This is a genomic window from Salinimicrobium terrae DSM 17865 (genome assembly GCF_000424665.1).
Taxonomy (GTDB): domain Bacteria; phylum Bacteroidota; class Bacteroidia; order Flavobacteriales; family Flavobacteriaceae; genus Salinimicrobium; species Salinimicrobium terrae.
Window position 1 is genome coordinate 131,125 of record NZ_KE384221.1, and the last position, 20,215, is coordinate 151,339.

At 36.1% G+C, this 20,215-nt stretch carries 18 protein-coding genes; 10 read left to right on the forward strand and 8 right to left on the reverse strand.

Annotation, left to right across the window (positions count from 1 at the left end; translation table 11 throughout):
* Positions 1-15: 15 nt before the first annotated feature.
* The 6 genes from H148_RS0112890 to H148_RS0112915 all read right to left on the reverse strand — a co-directional run bounded on the left by H148_RS0112890 (position 16) and on the right by H148_RS0112915 (position 6,882).
* On the reverse strand, positions 16-735 hold the full coding sequence (locus H148_RS0112890) for a toll/interleukin-1 receptor domain-containing protein (protein ID WP_029035174.1): 720 nt from the start codon (positions 733-735) through the stop codon (positions 16-18).
* Between the two features lie 80 nt (positions 736-815).
* On the reverse strand, positions 816-1,298 hold the full coding sequence (locus H148_RS17885) for a hypothetical protein (protein WP_037325221.1): 483 nt from the start codon (positions 1,296-1,298) through the stop codon (positions 816-818).
* Positions 1,299-1,307: 9 nt separating this feature from the next.
* Complete coding sequence (locus H148_RS0112900; RefSeq protein ID WP_029035175.1) at positions 1,308-2,486, reverse strand: ImmA/IrrE family metallo-endopeptidase; 1,179 nt, start codon at positions 2,484-2,486, stop codon at positions 1,308-1,310.
* Between the two features lie 152 nt (positions 2,487-2,638).
* Positions 2,639-3,940: a toll/interleukin-1 receptor domain-containing protein gene (locus H148_RS0112905; protein WP_029035176.1), complete on the reverse strand. Its 1,302-nt coding sequence runs from the start codon at positions 3,938-3,940 to the stop codon at positions 2,639-2,641.
* A 154-nt stretch (positions 3,941-4,094) separates the two neighbouring features.
* Positions 4,095-5,273, reverse strand: coding sequence for a putative phage abortive infection protein (locus H148_RS0112910; RefSeq protein ID WP_029035177.1), 1,179 nt, complete (start codon positions 5,271-5,273; stop codon positions 4,095-4,097).
* A gap of 28 nt (positions 5,274-5,301) precedes the next feature.
* Positions 5,302-6,882 carry a type I restriction-modification system subunit M gene (locus H148_RS0112915; RefSeq protein WP_029035178.1) on the reverse strand — a complete coding sequence of 527 codons (1,581 nt, stop codon included), beginning with the start codon at positions 6,880-6,882 and terminating at the stop codon, positions 5,302-5,304.
* 1,156 nt (positions 6,883-8,038) lie between these two features.
* Here H148_RS0112915 and H148_RS0112925 point away from each other — a divergent pair.
* Positions 8,039-9,190, forward strand: coding sequence for a sensor histidine kinase (locus tag H148_RS0112925; RefSeq protein ID WP_029035179.1), 1,152 nt, complete (start codon positions 8,039-8,041; stop codon positions 9,188-9,190).
* A gap of 1,434 nt (positions 9,191-10,624) precedes the next feature.
* Here the strand turns inward: H148_RS0112925 and H148_RS0112935 are convergent.
* Positions 10,625-11,107, reverse strand: a complete 483-nt coding sequence (locus H148_RS0112935; RefSeq protein WP_029035180.1) for a hypothetical protein — start codon at positions 11,105-11,107, stop codon at positions 10,625-10,627.
* A gap of 1,099 nt (positions 11,108-12,206) precedes the next feature.
* On the opposite strand from H148_RS0112935, the gene H148_RS0112945 reads away from it, so the two are divergent.
* Entirely contained in the window at positions 12,207-12,545 is a 339-nt protein-coding gene (locus tag H148_RS0112945) for a four-helix bundle copper-binding protein (RefSeq protein ID WP_211222990.1), read from the forward strand.
* Positions 12,546-12,725: 180 nt separating this feature from the next.
* A complete protein-coding gene (locus tag H148_RS0112950; protein WP_029035183.1) occupies positions 12,726-13,664 on the forward strand; it encodes a sterol desaturase family protein in 939 nt (312 codons plus the stop codon).
* Positions 13,665-13,937: 273 nt separating this feature from the next.
* On the opposite strand, the gene H148_RS18955 is transcribed toward H148_RS0112950, so the two are convergent.
* Entirely contained in the window at positions 13,938-14,066 is a 129-nt protein-coding gene (locus tag H148_RS18955; protein ID WP_281169121.1) for a hypothetical protein, read from the reverse strand.
* Between the two features lie 171 nt (positions 14,067-14,237).
* Here H148_RS18955 and H148_RS0112960 point away from each other — a divergent pair, with 171 nt between their 5' ends.
* From H148_RS0112960 to H148_RS17900, 7 genes are all read left to right on the forward strand, one after another.
* A complete protein-coding gene (locus H148_RS0112960; RefSeq protein ID WP_156877257.1) occupies positions 14,238-14,582 on the forward strand; it encodes a hypothetical protein in 345 nt (114 codons plus the stop codon).
* A 168-nt stretch (positions 14,583-14,750) separates the two neighbouring features.
* Complete coding sequence (locus tag H148_RS17890; RefSeq protein ID WP_051286454.1) at positions 14,751-15,284, forward strand: EF-hand domain-containing protein; 534 nt, start codon at positions 14,751-14,753, stop codon at positions 15,282-15,284.
* Between the two features lie 298 nt (positions 15,285-15,582).
* Positions 15,583-16,188: a hypothetical protein gene (locus H148_RS17895; RefSeq protein ID WP_037325222.1), complete on the forward strand. Its 606-nt coding sequence runs from the start codon at positions 15,583-15,585 to the stop codon at positions 16,186-16,188.
* Between the two features lie 296 nt (positions 16,189-16,484).
* Positions 16,485-17,408, forward strand: coding sequence for a DUF7282 domain-containing protein (locus tag H148_RS0112975; protein WP_029035185.1), 924 nt, complete (start codon positions 16,485-16,487; stop codon positions 17,406-17,408).
* 285 nt (positions 17,409-17,693) lie between these two features.
* The gene (locus tag H148_RS0112980) at positions 17,694-18,230 is read left to right on the forward strand and encodes an EF-hand domain-containing protein (RefSeq protein WP_029035186.1); all 537 of its coding nucleotides are present in this window, start codon (positions 17,694-17,696) and stop codon (positions 18,228-18,230) included.
* A gap of 343 nt (positions 18,231-18,573) precedes the next feature.
* On the forward strand, positions 18,574-19,068 hold the full coding sequence (locus H148_RS0112990; protein ID WP_029035188.1) for a hypothetical protein: 495 nt from the start codon (positions 18,574-18,576) through the stop codon (positions 19,066-19,068).
* Between the two features lie 459 nt (positions 19,069-19,527).
* Entirely contained in the window at positions 19,528-20,211 is a 684-nt protein-coding gene (locus H148_RS17900) for a DUF2231 domain-containing protein (protein ID WP_211222991.1), read from the forward strand.
* Positions 20,212-20,215: the final 4 nt, after the last annotated feature.

A 20,215-nucleotide genomic window follows, 5' to 3' on the forward strand; every position in this document is an offset into this window, starting at 1 on the left:
GTTAGTTCAATAATTTTAGAATTGAGTTACTAATTCTACAGCAACTAGTTCGGCAAATTTGTTGGAAATAACTTCCATAGTTTCTTCTGAGGTATCTAAACCACTTCTAGAAGCCAATAGAGGACTAACATCCCTTAATTCTTCATAAGTAGTATCGTGAACAATTGGAACAAGTTGGTCGGTAGCAAGTAGAGCGGAAAGTTCTTTATCAGCAATTCCAGAATTCTCAATTCTTTCTAAAAATTTTGGAGTTACTAATACGATGCCAATTTTAGATTTTGCAAGGCCTTTGTCAATTTCACGTAGAAGAGAGGTTCCTAACGGTACATCTTTTTCGCTGAACCAAACTGAAATGTTTTTAGATACAAGTAGGTCATATAAATCTTTTGCACTATGTTTTCTATCATCCCAAGCGTGACAAAGAAAAACATCCCTTAAATCAGGTTTTTTTGTCCTTTCTTCTACAATTTTTCTTGCAGGAGTTAGTGTCTTGATTTCTGCTGGAGTATAATAAATTGAAGAATTTGAATTTGACCAACTTGGTTTTTTTGTTCTTCCCTTACTGCTATTATAATTTCCACTTCTTCCAGATGAACCTCCAGAAAAACTGGGTATAGGTGTTGGTTCAAAGTAAGAATAAGTTCTACGACCACGTGATTTGTATCTACAAACTGGGCAATTAGCCGCTGCGCTAGCTGTTCTATGACCATAAACTGGTGCTGTACATCCTGACATAGTTTTATTTTTTAAGTAAGTTAAATTTGAGCCTAGTTTAACCTTTTCTGTATAGGCAACCTTTAAGCAGTGTTGGAGCTTTAATTTTGATGACCATATCCCAATTCTTCATTTTTATCCCAGAAAGCCATATATAAATCCGTAGAGCTGCCTTTTTTCCTTGTCCAATCCGCAACTATTTGAATAGCAATTTCTAAGTCTTCTAAATAGGCCATTCTACCATCACTTCCTCTGATACCTTTATCGTCTTTTTTCGCTCCTCGATTTATTAAAATATTCTTTTCATCGTAAATGATTCTTCTAACCTCTTCGTTTTCTTTTCCCTTTGGGAGGTTATCCTTAAGCAATTTATTTAAACCTTTATAGTACAATTGGAACTTCTGGACTGGGTCGTCGATTTGTTGTCCAATTAGCTTTTCTGCCTGATTTTCTAATATTATGTTGGAGTCAACATCTATTGATAATTGCTCCCCTTTTATTTCATCTGACTTTTGAAGAAGTTCTAATCTTTCTATATCTTCTTTGGATAATTTCCTCTCTTTTTTCTTTTGATTATCGGCCATTTTTAAAAATTAAGTTGTTAGTAGTTTCTTTATACTTTTTGAAGCTTCTTCCAGTGAATTAGCGTCCCAATTAGATATGTAAAGATTTTTTTTGGCCAATTCTACATCAGGAAAGTAATCCCTAAAAGCTGCCCAATAATTATTTCCTTTTTCTGATTGTCGAAATTGAAATTGCGAATAGATTATTGATGGATGAATTTGACATTCTTTCGCAAACCGACTAACCATTAAATGATTATTTATGAGAGGTTCTATATATCTCATCTTTTCTTCAGAAATTAAATAGTCACTTGCAAATTGGTTTGCTTTATCTTCTTGGATTAAAAACAAATCGGGTTCACCAGTTAAATGATATTTAACCTTTTGCAATAATTCAAGATCGAATAAAACGTGATGGAGTTCGTGAATTAGTGCAAACCAAATGGTAGCGTAGTTCTTATTTAAATCTGTAATAACAATAGAAGGTTTACCTTTTATTACAAATGTCGCACCTCTGATTTGTGTTTTAGGTAACATAGGTTGAAAAACAACTGTGACACCAACGTTATAGAGAGCACGAAAAACAGTTAATAAACCTTCTGGAACATTTTGGGTGTAAGGTTTTATCTTTGGAATTAACTCCAATAATTCCTCCCGCGAGTATTCATTTGGATTATCAATTAATTCAAAATATTTATAAGATGATTTAATCCAAAAATCTTTCATTTTATCATTGAAAGATCTTTTAGTTCTACTGTATAAAGCCTCGCCTAATTCTTGCTCATAATCGTAAATGCTGTCTAAACCAAAAAATTCACAAATCCTATCACTTAATCCTTCTACGGTATCCTTCTTATCTATAAAACCTAAGGAGGCTAAGGTCTTTAAGTCAAAGTATTTGTTAATAAAAGTTATATCCATAGAATTCTGTAAATCTTTTATTTCAAAAGAAGGACGATCCTTAAAATGGAGCATAACCGTTTCTTCCAAGCTTAAACCTAAAAATTCACCAAGTTTTAGTAAATTAATTATGTCTGTCTGTTTCGAAGTCTTATCTACAATGCCATCTAAGCTACGCCGTTGTAGGCCTGAAAGTCGTTCGAATTGAGTTTTGGTCAGACCTGTTTTTTCCAACTTTTCCTTTAGAAGCTTTTCGAAGGACAGTTCTTCTTTAAGATTAAAACTCTTTTTTAAAATCTCATTTATCATTCAAGGTAAATTTACCTCAAATATACATTTTTATTTCACATAGAGTTAAAAATAAAGGTAAATTTACTTTTTTAAAATCACACATAACGGTTATATGAAGCTTATTATCCCAAAGTGTGCTAAGATTTCATATACATCGATAACTACTTTTTTTATTGATCCCTTTTCATCATTTTAATTAATGGCTTTAAATCGTCAATTGAAAAATTTTCATTGAGCTGTAAAAAATGAATGTTTTGTAATTCCTTGGGCAATCTTTGAAAATCTATTGGACCTATTGAAATAGGAATAACATTAATCTTTCCCTCTACTTGTTTCAGTAAACCTATTTCTAATTCTTTCTTTAACCATTCAGAATCGTAATAATCTTTAGTGATTACAATAATCATAAATCGACTATTATTAATTGCTTCGGTTAGTGTGTTTTGAATGTCTTGACTCGGTTTGAGTTCCATATCATACCAAACTGAAAGTCGAACATCCATCAAGAAAGACCTTAATCTTTCAATTTCTTTAATATTATTATGGGAATAGCTTATAAAGGCATCATATTTCTTATTTTCTTTTTCAGGCATTTGCTGTTCTTTGAAAATCTCTGTTAAATCAGACAAGAATGCATCAACTTGAGTATGTGTTTCATCAATTTTATATTCAATAACTTCTAACCTCTTATCAAGTAGAAGTCTCTTTTTCTCTGCGAAATTAAACTTGTGATCTGGGAGCAAAATATAGTGCTTGTCAATGGTTCTATTAAAAATTGAGCTAAGTCTGTCAAGCACATTTTCTAAGTCTGGATCAGAAGCCCCGTATCCAATAAATAAAACTGTATAAACAGAAAATAATGTTTCAAGAAACTGCCTATACTCTGGTGATCTAAAAAATAATTTTTGATAACCTCTACTTCCTAAAACTATTGTATTTGGTCTATCAAGGTCTCCGTGAACTTTAAAAATATAGAAATCATCTTTTCTTAATGGGGAAGAAATATTAAGTAGATCTTCTTGCGTAAATTTATTAGGGATTGTTCCAGAGTGATGCAGGGTATAAGCACCTTCAATTAAATTATCATAATTTGAAGTCATTATACTTCTGAAAGGAATCTGCGGTAAAAGCTTATGAGTAGCAGACGGCTTTACATATTTATCTCGAAATACTTGCTGTAAAAAATCTCCAAAATCGTGATTACTTATTGTCTCCTGAATTTCTTGAGCAGCCATTATCAAGTTATCATTTTGAATCATTTCTTTAATATCATCAGGATTAACAGAGAAAATGACTCTTTTGTCAATGGCGAATTCCAATAATTCATCTAAAAACCACTTCCAATTTGGTAAATTAATACCATTGCTTCTTTTCACAGAAGATGATAATCCTGCACCTACGAACAAAATGCACTTTTTGTCCTTAATGGAATTTATTAATTCTCCTGGTATGAATCCTTTAAATTTTTTCATTTCTTGATTCTGCTAATTGCAGGTAAAGTCCCGTGTAAAAACAGGGCGAGCTGGCGAGCGTGATTGTCCGTAGGACGATCAGGCGTTGCAAGCGAGCACGAAATTTCGATTTGAGATAGTTTTGAACATTGTTTTTATATAAGGTTAGCAAAAGTTATTTCAATTGTTCAAGAGATTCGTATTCAACGTTTTTGTAGTATGTTTTATATCTAATTCCAAATAGATGTTCACCAGGTAAATTCTTTATTAGATTGTATGTAGTAATTAGATTGGTTTTAATGTTAGCGTCAGTTTGTTTTTCTGGTGTAAATTCCCATTTCATACCTATGGAAGAAATACTATTTATAAAAAGTAATGCTTGCTCATAAGTAGAAAGCTGGGCACGATACATTTTTCCATAAGCATATTTTTCATTTTCAGTCAAATCCATATGATTATTTAAGTACTTATAACTTTGAAATAAATGTCGAAAGAAATGCCCCAGTCGGAACTGATGACCTCCATAATATTTTTCATAATCAAGATCCATTTTAAAGTCTTTAGCTAATTCTGAGAATCCATCAGTTTTTCCTAAATGGTTTCTGTTCGCATATAATTCATCAACAAGTTTATGTAAATCTTTAAGTGGGAAATCTCTTGACTTTTTCCAATTATTATATCGATCCTTATTGGATTTTTTGGGTTTCATTTTCATCCAATACAACAGCTTATAATAATAGACGGAGTTATATTTTTTTCTAATGTTCTTCCTGATAACAGATTCTCCCTCAACGCCAAGTCCATAGAATACGATAGAATAAGCAATATCGATCCTAGCTAATTCAATTAAACTGATTTTGGGATTAATGTCCTTAACAACTTTTTTTAACTTCTCGGCATATTTTGGATTTAGGTAATCTTCAGTCTTAGTTGAGTTAGAAAATTTCCTGACTTCTCGGTAACATTCAATAAACTCATTGAAAATTTCACGAATTACCTGTCTATTTTCATAAACAATGTAGTCATCAAGTTTGTACTTTCGATATCTAAGTTCATTTATGTTTTCCCTATAAATTCTCATCATTTCAAAAAATGATGATTCGAAGGCGTTTCTTTTATTCTCTTTTGTTTGAGCACTAAAAGATAAATAGATTAGTAATGTACCTGCTAATGCGAAAAAGGTACCAATTACACCTCCTACAAAATCACCGAATTGACCGGTTGTTGTATAATCGGTATCGTTTTTTGTAAATACTTCAAATCCATCGATTGAGCTTTTTCTTAGGAAGAATATTAAAGTTGTAATTCCTAAGATGAGGAACACCCAAGCCAGTCTTTCAATCGTTTTTGTCATTGTGTTTTTAAGGCCACTTTTTTGTTTTTTAAAATGTTTTGTCAAAATTCGCTTTAATCTTTTCCTTCAATTTTTCCCCTTTTTCAAACTGTTCCAGTAACTGCGCTTTGAGCCCTTCCATTTTTTCTTCAAAAGGAATCCCGTCGTCTTCTTCGGCTTCTGTCCCAACATAGATTCCAGGGGTGAGTTTGTAATCCTGCTTTTGTACTTCCTCCAAAGCGGTCGCTTTACAGAACCCTTCAACATTTTCGTAATTTCCGTCTCGGTTTCTCCACTTGTGGTAGGTTTCAGCAATTTTATTAATATCATCATCACTAAAAACCCGCAGTTTTCTGCTGACCATTGTGCCCATTTTAGAAGCGTCCAGGAACAGGATCTCGTTGTTGCGCTCGCGGTGGGTGCCGTCTTTTCCGTCGCGATTCTTGCTCAGGATGAAAAGGCAGGCGGGGATCCCGGTGGTGAGGAACAGCTTATCGGGCAGGCGCACGATGGCATCTATCATAGAATTGTCTACCATATGCTGCCGCACGTTTTTTTCTCCCTTGTTGTTGGAGGTCATCGCGCCATTTGCCATTACAATTCCGGCAGTTCCGGTGTCGCTCAGGTGGTGCCAGAAGGTTTGCATCCACATATAATTGGCGCTGCCATCTGTAGTGAATTCTTCTTTGGGACCAAATAACCGGGGATCGCCATCGGGCAGATCCTCCGGATGCCAATTGCTCAGATTAAATGGCGGATTGGCAATGATATAGTCGGCTTTGAGGTTTGGGAACTTGTCATCGAGCAAAGAATTCCCCAGTTTAATATCAAAAGAAAGGTCGCGCAGCATCAGGTTCATCAGGCATAATCGCAAGGTTTGAGCGGTCATTTCCTGTCCGTAGATCGCGATGTCTTTTTTGTTTCCGCCGTGTTCTTTGATGAACTTCAAACTCTGCACAAACATCCCACCACTCCCACAAGCCGGATCGAAGATACGGCCTTTGTAAGGCTCCAATAGTTCCACCAGCAGCCTTACAATACTTCCGGGCGTAAAGAACTGCCCCGCACCCGAGCCTTCGGCCATTGCAAATCGGCCAATATAATATTCATAGATACGGCCCAGAATATCGCTTTCGGGATTTTCCTTTTCAGAAAATTTGGGGTGGGAGAGGAGGTTGATGATTCCGCCGGTTTGTTTGGGAGATAGTTCACTCCGCACAAAGATCCGCGGCAAAATATTCACCAGCTGGGGGTTATACCCCGTTAAAAGTTCCTGGATCACATCAAAGGCATCATCAACCTTCACCTTGATATCATCCTGCTCTGCATTGTCCTTTAAATATTGCCAGGAAGCGGTTTTGGGAATTTTAAAAGTATTTCGGGAACGGTATTCATCCCGGTCTTCTAGAACATAATTCATCTCCTCCTTATCTGTAGTGTAATAATCAGATTCCGGATCATTTAGCTGTTCCTTCAATTCCTCCCGCACCACCTCATAGCGCTCGCTAAGGTGCTTTACGAAAACAAGGGGAAGGATGTAGTTTTTATAGTTATTCTCAGATACCGCGCCGCGCAATTCGTTCGCCGCATCCCAGAGTTCTTTTTCAAAATCAATATCTGCTTTTGCCATTTATATGGTAGGTTATTCTTTTTGGTGATTGTTGTTAAGACAGATTAACTGCAATAAAGTTAAGATTTTTTTAAGAAATAGAATTTCCTTTTAATTTGTCATCAACGGCACCGTTGCATCGCCGTTGCGTTGCCGTTGCTATGGCCGTTGCATTGCCGTTGATTTCTCATTGCTGTAAAATTAAGTTACTTTATTTTCAACACTTTAAGGTTTAAAGTAGTCGTGCAACGGTAACGGTTGAAAATATCAAGGATTTTGCAGGTTAATAACCTCTAAATTGTTCCTGTAGGGAGGGAATAAGGCAAGTATGAATTAATTAAGTAAAAGTAAGTTAGCTTCTGAATAGCAAAAGGATTTTATAGGAAAGATTCACCGTAAAATATGTGCTTTTTCAGAGTCATATTTTGATTCCGGATAATGGAAAGAGGTTATGTTATTGACTCTTTTCATGAATTTAGTTTAATGTTCGAAGAAATATTATCTCCTGGCAGAGATTTATCCAAAATTAAGAAGTAGAAGCCGTTGCCCAACGGTTGCAACCGTAAATGGATTGCCGTTGCCTAAGCGGTTGCTGAACGGTTGCTGGACGGTTGCTGGAGCCGTTGCTGAGCCGTTGATTTAATTTAAAATAGATCGCATTTTAATATGTAATTCGTTTAAATTCAACTGTTTAAAGAAAACAATGTACGGTTGCAACCGTGAGCTTCAAAAAGGGCTTTAATAGGATCCCTTTTAGTAAAAGTCAACATAGGTTCCATTGTGATCTGAATATGTAAAACCATCCTCTGAGAACTGATTCCAGGTCCCTACTTCAACTTTCTTTTTTTCGCTTAACCAGTCAGAAATGCAGATATGGTCAATATTTCTTTTTTTTTTGCCTTTGAAATAAGTTGTAATGAATATTTTTTGTCACTTCTAATGACCACCTGTTTAAGAAGATCTTCTAACTACAGTAAGATAAAAAACAATAATAGGAACCCCGATGGCTGCGGCTTATCTTCATTAGCTTAGTCCCTAGCTCCTGAAATTATAAGAAGAAAAATTATCTTCTTTTTCTCTTTTAATCCATTTTTTAAGATTCCTTCGCAAAATATCACCATTTAACATTTTGATAAAATTCTTATATTGGAGAACCTAGCTACCATCTAATTTATTTATGAGAAAAGCAGCCGAAATATTGAAACTCCAGAAGGAGAAGGTTTTGAATATGTGGGAGGAGTCAGTGAAGAAAGAAATAAAAGCTTCAAATTTTACTAGCAGAATAGCTCTAAGAGATCATTTACCTCATTTAATGGATGATATTAATAGAATAATACATCGCTTAGAAAATTTTGATGTTATTAAGGATAAGGAGCATTATGAAGAAGTTTATGAGCATTGTATCCAGCATGGACGGCAAAGATCTTCCTCCTCTGGCTATACAGTAGATCAAATCTTAAGAGAATACATAATTTTTCATCGCATATTGACTGAAGTTTTAATGGAAGAAGATGCTTACAGCACAGAAGTAGGAATTGTGCTAAAATATGCTCTCGAAAATGCCATGCTCTTTTCGGTTAGCGCTTTCAGCAATTCTCTACAAGAGATGCGGCAAAAATTGATTGGTATTCTTGCTCATGATATGCGAAATCCTATTTCAGCCGCATATATGGCAATAAGCTCCATAGAGCATGATCAGGGAAAGGAGCGACTCGAAGTTATCAAGAAAATGGCTAAAAGTAGTTTGAACAGATCTCTTGACCTGATTGAGGGACTGCTAGATTCTATAACACTTCAAGCAGGAGAGGGAATATTTATGGATTTTTCTGAATTTAATCTGGTAGAGAGTGTTTCAACGATCTACCAGGAGGCTTCCCAGATCTACTCGAATGAGATCAGATTAGAGTGTGGTGAGGAGGAGGTTGTAGGTGTGTTTGATAAAATGATGGTTACAAGAGTCCTCGAAAACTTTATAAGCAATGCAGTAAAATATGGGGAATGGAACAAGCCGGTTTCTATATTGGTAGAAAATTTCCAGGAGTCCGTTTCTATTCGTGTTCACAACCAAGGGGAACCAATTTCTGAAGAAAGGCAAAAAGAGATATTTTACTTCTTGAACACGACCAATGGTGATAAGGCTATGGAGCTGAGAAGTTATGGAATGGGACTAGCTTTAGTTAAAGCAGTCTCAGATGCGCACAGTGGAAGTCTTGAAATTAAGAGTAACAAAAAAGAAGGAACTACCTTTTCAATAACTTTAAATAAAGCTAAAAATAGTCCCGGGAAAAAACGAGTTGCTTTAAATTTCTCTTACAATGACAATCTTTAGCTTTACCAAACTTGAGTTATATTTTCTGATTGTTTGATAGCCTAGTTTCATTCTTTTTGCTGCCGGGCAGCATCATGAAGGGAAAAATTATGTAGAACTGGTTCCCGATAAAGTATAGGCTATAATTTGCGGGTTATCTTTTTTTCTTTTTCCGCAGCATATTCAAGATTTTTAATTTAATGGCTGAGTAAGACTTCTTGTCTGCATAGAAATGTAGGAGCAGTATTGTGCTTAAAGCTACAACTCCATATGCCAAACCTATGTATAACAGTGTTCCCAAGAACTTCTTTTTTATAGAAGTTATCAATATCAATGCCTATCATGATGACATATAGTCACTTAGATTATATTTAACATGTTTAACCGTTTGGCAACCCGTTGATGCCGTTGCACAAGGTTTTTTACAGGTTGTTTTTAGTATGTTTTAAGCAAATTCGAAGATTTGAGGACCCGTTTAACTGGGGAAATAGAACGCCTTATACACCACATTAAAAAATTTGATAAAGTTTTAGTACGTCACCTCTGGAAAAGCCGGTTTCTACTGTAGATTGAAGATTTTTTTAACTATAAGGAATTGATATTTAGCAGCTACACTTCCTTATTTAAATGTTTATTATGTCACAGAAAAGCGATCAAAATCAGGAGGTAAGAAGTTCCTTTTTCTTTAAGGCATTGTCCTGGTCTTCAGGATTATTTTATTTGCAGCTCTCACTGCTTTTATTGTCTGGCTGCAAATGACTCATCAGATTTTCTCTATTTGATAATGGATCTTCAGTAAGTTCCACTCAGCAGCATTACAAAAAGAAATTTCTATTCCTTTCCTTTTTGCACTTTTTGTTTTCCTTTCCGAACAAGGAAAAATGGATAAAAACCTATAAGAAGAAATGCACAAAAAGCAATAATGGCAAAACCTAATCCTATAAAAAGCATTGTGTTCACTTTAGGGAAATGTTTCTACTAAAGTAGCTTCTCAAAAATTCTAAGCCTCCCATTTTTCTGTTAATTTGCACGGTTTCCTTGTTTTTTTTAGATTAAAGGTGCACAAACCGAGATTAAATGAAGTAAAATAAATTAGTGATCACCATAATTCATTAAAAAGCATCTGTTAAAAAATTTGGACAGCAAAGGTTTTAACACTTTGTCACTAGCCTATCATCTGTTAAAAAAATGATTCACTTACAGATTAAAGATGAGCCATTGTGAAACCTCAAAGCCCTACAAAATGGGGAATGTTCACTGTCTCAAATAAGGTATCCCGAAAACAACAAAGAGCCCAAAGGGGGCTCAATGATTGTTTGACCCTCTCCTAAAGGATACAAGTACCTTACGGACTTGGAAAAACCTATAGGGAGGGATTTTGCTGGTGGTGTTTAATATAACAAGATAACGAACAGTCCAGTTCATCGAGGGGTTTAAGAAGTCATTAAAACTATTTTAATTCATCCTGTCAGGACCTCCCATGTGGTGGTGTTGCATTCTTTGTTCCATTTCATTGTACATAACCGAATCCTGGTCCATCATGTTCATCATGTTCTGCATCATTTGCTGACGTATTTGCGGATTCTGACGCATCATGGTGTTATCCTGCTGCATAGCAGACATCATGTGCTGCATCATGGCGCCCATCATATTCGGATGTTCCTGCATCATCATTTCCATATGTTCTTGATTGTACATTTGCTGCATCATATCACGGTGTGAGACCATAAGGTTCACTGCCTGGTCATTTTGATGCATTCTATTTATGAATTCAGTAAATAATTCCTCATCATCCAGAATCTGGTCATAAACAGCAGACCTCTGTACTTCATTTTGTTTAAGGTCTATTTCCTGTGCATCGTTTTCACAGGCGGATAAAAGAAAGGCAAACAATAGTACATAAACTATACTTGTGATTCTTAGTCTCAGATATTTCATTTTTATTTATATTAAGTTTACTCGGATTTTTACTTAAAATAAGAAAATTTTACGATAATAAAAATACAAGACTATGTAAAGCAATACCTCATGGACCTCGACACTGGCCAGATGCTCGTGATGAGGCTTATGAAGGATTTTGAGGTGACTCAGGGAAACTACAAGCCTGGGTCCCAAAACAACAAAGAGCCCCTCAAGAGGGCTCAATGAATTGTTGGACCCTCTCCTAAAGGAACACAAGCACCTTTATGAACTTGGGAATACCAATAGGGAGGGATTTTTCTGATGGTGTTTAGTAAAACAAGATACCGTATAAAATAAAAGCAATTACACCCAATATCAATATAATTCTAAAAACCGAATTACAGGTCTTATAAAAAGAAACTTTTCTGTCCCTGTCAGGAATAAACATCTTGTCCATAAGTTTGTAGGTTAGACTGAGAAGGACAGACGGGGGCACCTGACATAACCAATACATATAGATTATTTTGTAGTTGTAGTAATTAAGTTACTTACAAAACCTGCAAAGTATTCTTAAATATATTAAATAAAATCTTAAATGAGTAAACAACAGATGTTTTTTGACCTACAAAGAGAATGAAAAGCAACAAAGAAAAAAAATGTAGGACGATTGTAGGCTGGAAAAAATTAACGTTCGGTTTGCACTAACTCTTTTTGGAGTGCAACTTCTTTCTGTTTGAGGATAAAAAAACCACTCTATTGAGTGGCCTTCTTATTACCATTCATCTTATTTATTAGAACCTTGAACGAAAAGACTATATGATTAACTGTATGCTTTAGATTTTTAAATATTCTTGTGAAGGTTTTTGATACCCAACCCTTAGGTAAAGTAATTCCCTCTACACTTTTCTTAAGGGTTTTTCTTTTGCTGAAGATAACTTTCATCAATCTTTAGAAAAAAGAAAAGACTCAAACCTTTCCCCCAAGATAGAATTGTCCATTATTATTTAGCTTGATGTAACTTTTGGGTCCATCAATAATTTTGTGAGAAAGTTATAGTTGCTGGTTTGCATTGTGCTAAACTGTTTCTTAACTTCAGGTCAATTGACTGATTTATACAAAATTAAACTGAATAATTATGGAAATGGGACAAAGAAACAAGGAGCTGCTACAAACATTGGCAGAATGTGCAACCGAATGTGAAACTTGCTTTGACGCATCACTGGAAAACAAAAACATGGAGGACCTTGCACGAGTAATAAGATTGTGCAGGGATTGCGCTAAAATCTGCTATACGACAATGAGTTTTGTTGCTTCAAATTCAAAGCATGCGAAACATCTTGCAAAGGAATGTGCGGAAATATGTGGTGAATGTGCTAATGCATGTGGTCATCACACGGATGAGGAACAAGAATGCATGGCCTGCATGAAAATATGCAAAGAATGTGAAGAAGCTTGCAAAAAATTCGCTGCTTAATAATTTTAATTTGAAGTAGTGATGAGCCACGCAAGAGCGTGGTTTTTTTAATAATTTTTAATTCGCAGGTGTTATGGCTTGTAATTTGATAAAGAAATATTTGAGAGAGAGGTGCAATGAGAGCTGATATTTTACATATTAGTTCTCTTTCCATATTTGAACCTGAACCAGTTACGGAGAATGGAAAAAAATGAAATTATAGAAATAGTCCTGAATTCATACTGGGACTATGGATTTTATGTTTACCAGGAACTGACCAAACCCGCATGGAATAACTTCTTATACTGGCTGATGGGAATCTCTCTGTTTTTTATCCTATTAGAAGCCTTACGTCCATGGAAAAAACAGCAACGTTTATTTAAACAGGATTTTTGGTTAGACATCTTTTATATGTTTTTCAACGTATTTCTGTTTTCGCTTATTGGATATTACGCACTGTCAAACATTTTTGTAGAGGCTTTTAATAGCACCCTTGGCTCACTTGGGGTTTCAAATCTTGCGGCCATACAAATTGATTCTTGGCCTATTTGGGCGCAGTTGCTAACACTTTTTGTATTGCGTGATTTTCTGCACTGGAACATCCATCGACTATTACATAGGATCCCTTTTCTTTGGGAATTTCATAAGGTTCACCATTCAGCAAAGGAAATGAACTTTGCTACTCATCTACGTTTTCACCCACTGGAGACAGTGGTATACCGAACTCTTGAGTATATTCCTCTTGCCATGATAGGGTTTGGGATTCAAGAATTTTTTCTGGTTTATGTAATAGCCTTGGGTATTGGCCATTTCAACCATTCCAACATTCAGGTTCCTTTAGGTCCTTTAAAATATGTATTCAACAACCCGCAGATGCACACCTGGCATCACGCCAAAGAATTGCCTAACTCCAGAAAGAATGGGGTAAACTTTGGGATATCTCTTAGTGTATGGGATTATTTATTTAAAACTGCCCATGTGCCCGCAAAAGGAGAAGCTATTGAACTGGGATATACAGGAGATGAGGAAATGCCTCGGAATTTCTGGAAACAAGCTCTTTTCCCAATTACGAAATCCAAGGGAAACAATTCTAATGTATATACCACAACACTACAGGACAACCGCCAAAACCTCCGATGACCGCTTACTAATTTTTCAATGGGAGGAAAACAGAATAAAATAGGATATTCTTGAAGTATCGTAGCTTTTTCTATTCACACTTGGCTCATCCTCAAAAAAGACCTTGAATTTGAAGTTCCTACTTGAGATTACCTTACAAATTCGATTCTACTGTTATCGGACGCTACAAAGAAAAGACCACCTGTTTTAGGTGGTCTTTTACTATACTTATCTCATTTCAATTGAAATACAAGTTTTGAGTTCTTCCACCTGAAGTACAGCACATCTAAGTTCTTAGTTTTCAATTTCCAAGTCAGTAGCTAAATCCAGACCATCTGCAACAATATCAAAAATATCGATATTGAGGTCTTCACTTATCACTATTATACCATCCATGTTTTTATTGGCATCGTTAATAATCACTCTAGTTTTTTCCGGTTTAAAAGAGAGTTATATGGGGTCCAAAAGCATAAAATGAGCAAGAAGATTTTATTTTATGAAAAAATCACTTTATAGGTTAAACATTTATTAATCAATTGTTTAATACCATGTAAAAAATTAAAAAAAAATATCTTTGAGTAAATGATGCGGGAGATGAAGAACAGGATTTTTAAAAATGAAAAAGTTGAAGAATTGAAGCATTTTATTCGTTCAACTTGCGAAGGGTGTACAGACGGCAGTGTAAAATATAAAGATTTTCATAAGAGCCTTATTACCCATTACTTTGAAGCCAGAAATGTGGAGATATTTTATGACAAGAGAAGAATAGTAGCCGAAATATTGGTAGGCATGGACTATGTGCCTATCAATTTTGACTGTCTGGATCTTTCAGTTTTCCTAAGTTCATGTATAAAAGAAGACCAGCAGAGTCTGGAAACCTATCAGAATTACATGAAAACTTTTTCGACAAGAACTATGGTGACCTATAGGGGAGATTAAACTGCCAATTTCAGGATACCACCGGATATTTATTGGAGTTTAGGTCTATTCAGGTTTATAAACTCGAGTATGAGATTACCTCTGTTGTGAAATGTTTGGCAATCTAAATTTTAAGGAGGCTCAGGATTAAGTTAAATTGGTGCAAACCAAACCATTAAATATTTTATTATGAAAAAGTTAATTTTACTACTTGCTTTTCTATTCACAGTGAGTTCTTCATTTTTATCCTGCAAGGCGACAGACTATGCAGACTATGATCTTGATGACGATGGATTATGGGACTCGGATGAATTCGGAGAAGCCTACGATGAAAACTGGACCACCTGGGATGCCGATGCAGACGGTTATTTGGATGATGACGAATTTTATGATACCTACTATGGATGGGTAGATGCGGACGACGATGATCTGATTGATGAGGATGAGTGGAACGAAGGCTACAACAACCTTTACGGTGACTATGGTGCTGTGGGAGATTTCGGAGTCTATGATATTGACAATGACGGATTTATTGATGACGATGAGTGGTTCGAAGGATGGAATGACTCAGACTGGTTCAACGACTATGATTTAGACGATGATGGTCTTGTTGATAACGATGAGTGGGATGATGGTATCTTCGATATTTGGGATGAAGACGATGATGCGTTTTGGGATGAAAATGAGTACACTGCCTATAATACCTACTATGATACCTGGTAATTGTCGATAGAAACAATATTAGAAGAGGCCGTTTAAATTTTTTAAGCGGCTTCTTCTTTTTTTCTTGTTCTTTTTGCTGTAAAAATACTTCTGTGGCAACTTCCAACAAGGGCGACGGCTAATAAAGGTGAGACTAAACCACAAGTTTCAAAACGCCACCAGAAGACTTACTGCCGTGCAACGGTATTCACCCTGGGTATGAGAGACCTCTATTTGTGAAATTTTTAGCAGTCGAAATTTCAAGAAGGCAGAAGATTCAATTAATTTGGTGGAAACCAAACCAATAAATATTTTAATTATGAAAAAATTAATTTTATTATTTACTTTTCTATTTACCCTTAGTTCTTCCTTCATTGCTTGTCGCGATAACGTCGAAGAAGCTGAGCCGATCCCTGAATATGACACCGAGATAGAACCGATTGATGATGAAGTCGTGATAAACGGCTTCGAAGACTATGATCTTGACGATGATGGATTATGGGACTCGGATGAATTTGGTGAGGCCTACGACGAAGATTGGACCGTCTGGGATGTCGATGATGACACTTATCTGGACGACAATGAATTCTATACTACCTACTATGGCTGGGTAGATACGGATGACGATGATCTTATTGATGAAGATGAGTGGAATGAGGGTTATACCAATCTTTATGGAGATTATGCTGCCGTCGGAGATTTTGGAGATTATGATCTTGACGACGATGGATTTCTTGATGAAGATGAATGGTACGAAGGATGGAGTGACTCCGACTGGTTCAACGACTATGATTTAGACGATGACGGTCTTGTTGACAATGATGAATGGGATGATGGCCTCTTTGGACTTTGGGATGAAGATGACGACGGATATTGGGATGAGGACGAATATAATGCCTATACTGTCTATTATGACACCTGGTAAGTAATCCCGGAAAGATGTTGGGCAGTAGAGTTTGGATTTTTCAAGTCAGGCTTACATTTCCAACAAAAGATTAAAATTTTTAAATTAAGAAAGAGCTGCCTGAAAATATCATTTTCGGACAGCTTTTTTTCTTTGGTTACAAGCACTCTTCTCCCTTTCCCAAACTTTAAGATATGGTGGTTAATTCATTCATTCCTTTACAAGGGCTTAACATTGCCGTTAAATTAGCGATAAAAACTTGCACTAAACCACTAAATATTACCACTTTACAATAATTATAAATTAAAACCCACACTATGACAGATTTACTAAAGAAAATTACAAAACACCAATTGTATCTTGGGTTGTTACTTCTTGCATTTAGCTTAAACAGCTGTAGCGATGATGACGATGGATTACTGGAAGATGATAACTTTACAGGAACTATTACTGCCATGGATCAAATCGTTTCCGGTGACATCATAATGGTACAGAATGTAACTGTAACCCAGGATAGCTGGTTGGCCGCGGTACACAGCGATGAAATAAGCAGTGATAATTTTATTGCTGGTCCTTTATTCATTGATGAAGGTGTACATACTGACCTTAGTCTTTTGCTCCACGACGATGCCAATCTCGAACCAAATGGAGATGAGATCGTGCTAAAACTTTATGCTGAAGATGACGATGGCATTTTCGGAGAATGGGATATTGATGACGAACCTATTACCGACGATGACGATCTTCTCGTTACTCAGACTATAACCGTTATTATGGAAGGTAGTTTTAGTAGCTTTGATGAAGATAATGACGGGATGCTGGACGAGAATGAGGTTCCAAATACCTATCAAAATAACTTTGATGTTTGGGACGTTGACGATGATGGTTTTTTAACCGCTGATGAATTTTATACTACCACTTTTTATATTACCGATGCCGATGACGACGATTTCATAGATGAAGACGAATGGCTTATAGGTTATGACAGCATGTACTCTGCATATATCGACGACGACTTTGCAGCCTACGACGTAGATGGTGACGGATTTATTGAAGAAACTGAATGGTTCGATACATTCGCCGATTCTCAATGGTTCGAGATCTATGATGTTGATGATGATAGTCTAGTAGCCTACACTGAATGGGATGAAGGACTTTTCAATGATTGGGATCTCGATGACGACGATTTCATCGACGAAGATGAGTTTATCAACTACATAGATTATGTGACTTTTTGGTAAAAGCATCAAAATGATGAATAGAAAAAAGCCGTCTCGTTTTTTAAAATGAGGCGGCTTTTCCTATGCGATATTTACCCAGAAAATTTTAATTCATAGTTCGTCCGGGTCCACAGAGGCATGGACACTTAATTCGTTTTCGGAGCTAATCGATTATACCTTGTGGTAAATTTCTAATATCACTTAACAAGCCGGGTTAAAAGAGCGTTAAACGAGTAAGAACAGGCTATTTTTATAGGTTAATTTCTTAAATTAAAGGAAGTATAATTAATAAAAAAATCTAATATTATGAACAACTTAAAATTAATTTTAAGCAGCTTTCTTGTTGTCTTTTCAACAGGTGTATTCGCACAACAGGATTTTGACAACTGGGATCAGGATGATGATTTTCTTATTGAAAAAGAAGAATTTGTTGATAAGTTCACAGATGAGTATTTTTCTGCTTGGGCTGAAGGAGCCGATCCCCAGGGGGTAATAGAAGAAGGTTTCTTCAGAGAATCTTTTGCGGGTCTCGATACAGATAAGGATGGTTTTCTATCTGATGAGGAATGGCTCATAGGGTACAATTATTTCTATGATGACTATTTAGTAAATGAAGAAGTCGGTTTTATAGATATAAATGATGATGGTTTAATTCAGTATGAAGAGTATTACGACGTGATTTATGATACTGAGTACTTTACCGATATTGATTTAGATAACGACAACTACATTAGTGAGCATGAGCTCGCTGAATATGTGTTTAATAACTGGGATACTAACGACAACGGAGTTTTAAGCCGATATGAGTGGAATAGTTTTAAACTTTATTACCTCGACGTTTAAAAGCTTTGAAATAATAAATTCCAAGGGATAGCCATTCATAATGGTTATCCTTTTTTTTGCTGCTAAATTTTTCTTTAACATATTTCCCGTTACAATAATAAATTATAATAGAAGAAAAGTTTACTTAATAATTAAATTGGAGAAAAAATCTGATTCCTCTCTGAAATCAATGACATGTTTTATAACGGCATCATTCAAAGCGCTGGTAATTCTTTCCTGATCTTAGGGGCTTGAATTTTTGAAACTTCCTGCTCAACCAGCAAGGTGAAGACTATGGTTGCAAAATCAGTGACATTGTTAATGCGGTTGCCAATAATGTGGAAATTTCTAATGTTTAAAAATCATGGTAGTAGAAAGCACCGATCTTGTTTTGGATAATAATGTTACCTTTAAAAGACTAACACCATTTTTAACCGTTAAAGCAAATGTTATGGTATTACTTGAATTTGTAATTGGATTTTTTATTGCTCTTTTTATTGGTATAGTTTTATTTTACGGATTTAAAAAACGTGGCCCCTGGAATGCGTTCTGGGTTTTTCTTCTATTTCTTGTTTTAGCTTCCTGGGCAGGAAGACTCTGGCTTACTCCGGCGGGGCCAGAATTTTGGGGCTATGGATGGTTATCTGTATTCTTTTGGGTTTTTGTCTTTGGACTGCTTATAGCCCTCGCCAGTCCTTCCGGCGATTCAGAAAGAACAGATAAAACCGTGGATTATGAGCCGGATACTAAAACCAGAATGACTTCAGGCGCGGCAGGAACAGCTGCAGCATTTGGTCTGCTGTTCTGGTTTTTGCTTTTACTCATGGTAGTTGCCATTATAGGTGGGGTCTTTTATTAAGTCCAAATCCCCAGAACGGGACAGGAACAGTCGAGCAAGATTTTGTACTCCTGCTTTTGGTTCTTTGATTCGCAAAAGCCCGCATCTTGACGGGCTCTATAAAGTCAAGAACTCACTAGAACAGGCTCATTCCAAATCATTATCATCATCATCACCTCTTGCTGTTTACTATTAGCTATCTGGTAAGAAAACAAATCAGAACCTTTGCTTTTTTAAGAAAAGAATAACAGCTCAATTTATCAGTCCCTACAATCCTTTGGTAACTTGACACAAGGTGAAATTTAATAACAATCTCTATTTTGAAAAGTTAAATCTTCTCACCGTCAATTTGCGCCATTAGGAGAATACATAGAAGGTGAAGTGGCTATTACTGGAGGAGTAACAGGAATAACCACTGCATAGGTTTTAGTAAGAACAGGATAAGTGATTTTCAACAAATAAAATTGATCAATTATGAGTATGAGAACATTTTTGTCTACAAAAACGGCACTATTTACTCTATTGCTATTCTTCAGCCCTGGAATTCTTCCCATTCACGCTTCTGATGGATTTCAAAAAAATAGGACTGACAGCGTACATTGGATTACAATAAATTCAGTATCTACGGCCAGCCTGGCTCTTGAGCTGGCGCTTCTAAATGAAACAGACGCTCAGGAGGACATAGCAGCTCCCTTTGATGCTTTTCCGAACCTTCACATGCTATTCGTTCATTTCCCGGTGGTGTTGTTAATAGTTGCCTTCCTATTCCAAATACTCACTTTTTTCTTATATAAAGAGGGAATGGATGTTGCCACTCTTATTGTGCTTGGGCTGGGTTGGCTTGGTGCTCTACTCGCCGCCTATGTTTTCCATCCCCACGTTGCCGATTTGCCGGAACAGACTCAAAAAATTTTTGAAGCCCATGAATTTTATGCCTACTGGACTGTAGGGCTAAGTTCCGTCGCCTTGGCTTTAAAGGGAGTCGCCTTTTTCTTTTTTCGGGGCAAGCGATGGATGGAATGGCTTATTCTTATCACCCTGATTGCAACCGTCTTTGTCATTTCCAAGGCGGGGCATTTGGGCTCACAGTTGGTTTATATCGAGGGAGTGGGTCCGCAGGGGAAGTATCTCAAGCAAGAACACAGTGGTGGGCATCAACACTAAAGTC

Coding starts and splice junctions, on each gene's coding strand:
- H148_RS0112915 (WP_029035178.1), bottom strand. CDS start 6,882: ATGGCAAAAGCAGATATTGATTTTGAAAAAGAACTCTGGGATGCGGCG.
- H148_RS0112910 (WP_029035177.1), bottom strand. CDS start 5,273: ATGACAAAAACGATTGAAAGACTGGCTTGGGTGTTCCTCATCTTAGGA.
- H148_RS0112900 (WP_029035175.1), bottom strand. CDS start 2,486: ATGATAAATGAGATTTTAAAAAAGAGTTTTAATCTTAAAGAAGAACTG.
- H148_RS17885 (WP_037325221.1), bottom strand. CDS start 1,298: ATGGCCGATAATCAAAAGAAAAAAGAGAGGAAATTATCCAAAGAAGAT.
- H148_RS0112980 (WP_029035186.1), top strand. CDS start 17,694: ATGAACAACTTAAAATTAATTTTAAGCAGCTTTCTTGTTGTCTTTTCA.
- H148_RS0112960 (WP_156877257.1), top strand. CDS start 14,238: ATGAAGAACAGGATTTTTAAAAATGAAAAAGTTGAAGAATTGAAGCAT.
- H148_RS17890 (WP_051286454.1), top strand. CDS start 14,751: ATGAAAAAGTTAATTTTACTACTTGCTTTTCTATTCACAGTGAGTTCT.
- H148_RS0112890 (WP_029035174.1), bottom strand. CDS start 735: ATGTCAGGATGTACAGCACCAGTTTATGGTCATAGAACAGCTAGCGCA.
- H148_RS17900 (WP_211222991.1), top strand. CDS start 19,528: ATGAGAACATTTTTGTCTACAAAAACGGCACTATTTACTCTATTGCTA.
- H148_RS17895 (WP_037325222.1), top strand. CDS start 15,583: ATGAAAAAATTAATTTTATTATTTACTTTTCTATTTACCCTTAGTTCT.
- H148_RS0112990 (WP_029035188.1), top strand. CDS start 18,574: ATGGTAGTAGAAAGCACCGATCTTGTTTTGGATAATAATGTTACCTTT.
- H148_RS0112905 (WP_029035176.1), bottom strand. CDS start 3,940: ATGAAAAAATTTAAAGGATTCATACCAGGAGAATTAATAAATTCCATT.
- H148_RS0112935 (WP_029035180.1), bottom strand. CDS start 11,107: ATGAAATATCTGAGACTAAGAATCACAAGTATAGTTTATGTACTATTG.
- H148_RS0112950 (WP_029035183.1), top strand. CDS start 12,726: ATGGAAAAAAATGAAATTATAGAAATAGTCCTGAATTCATACTGGGAC.
- H148_RS0112945 (WP_211222990.1), top strand. CDS start 12,207: ATGGAAATGGGACAAAGAAACAAGGAGCTGCTACAAACATTGGCAGAA.
- H148_RS0112925 (WP_029035179.1), top strand. CDS start 8,039: ATGAGAAAAGCAGCCGAAATATTGAAACTCCAGAAGGAGAAGGTTTTG.
- H148_RS0112975 (WP_029035185.1), top strand. CDS start 16,485: ATGACAGATTTACTAAAGAAAATTACAAAACACCAATTGTATCTTGGG.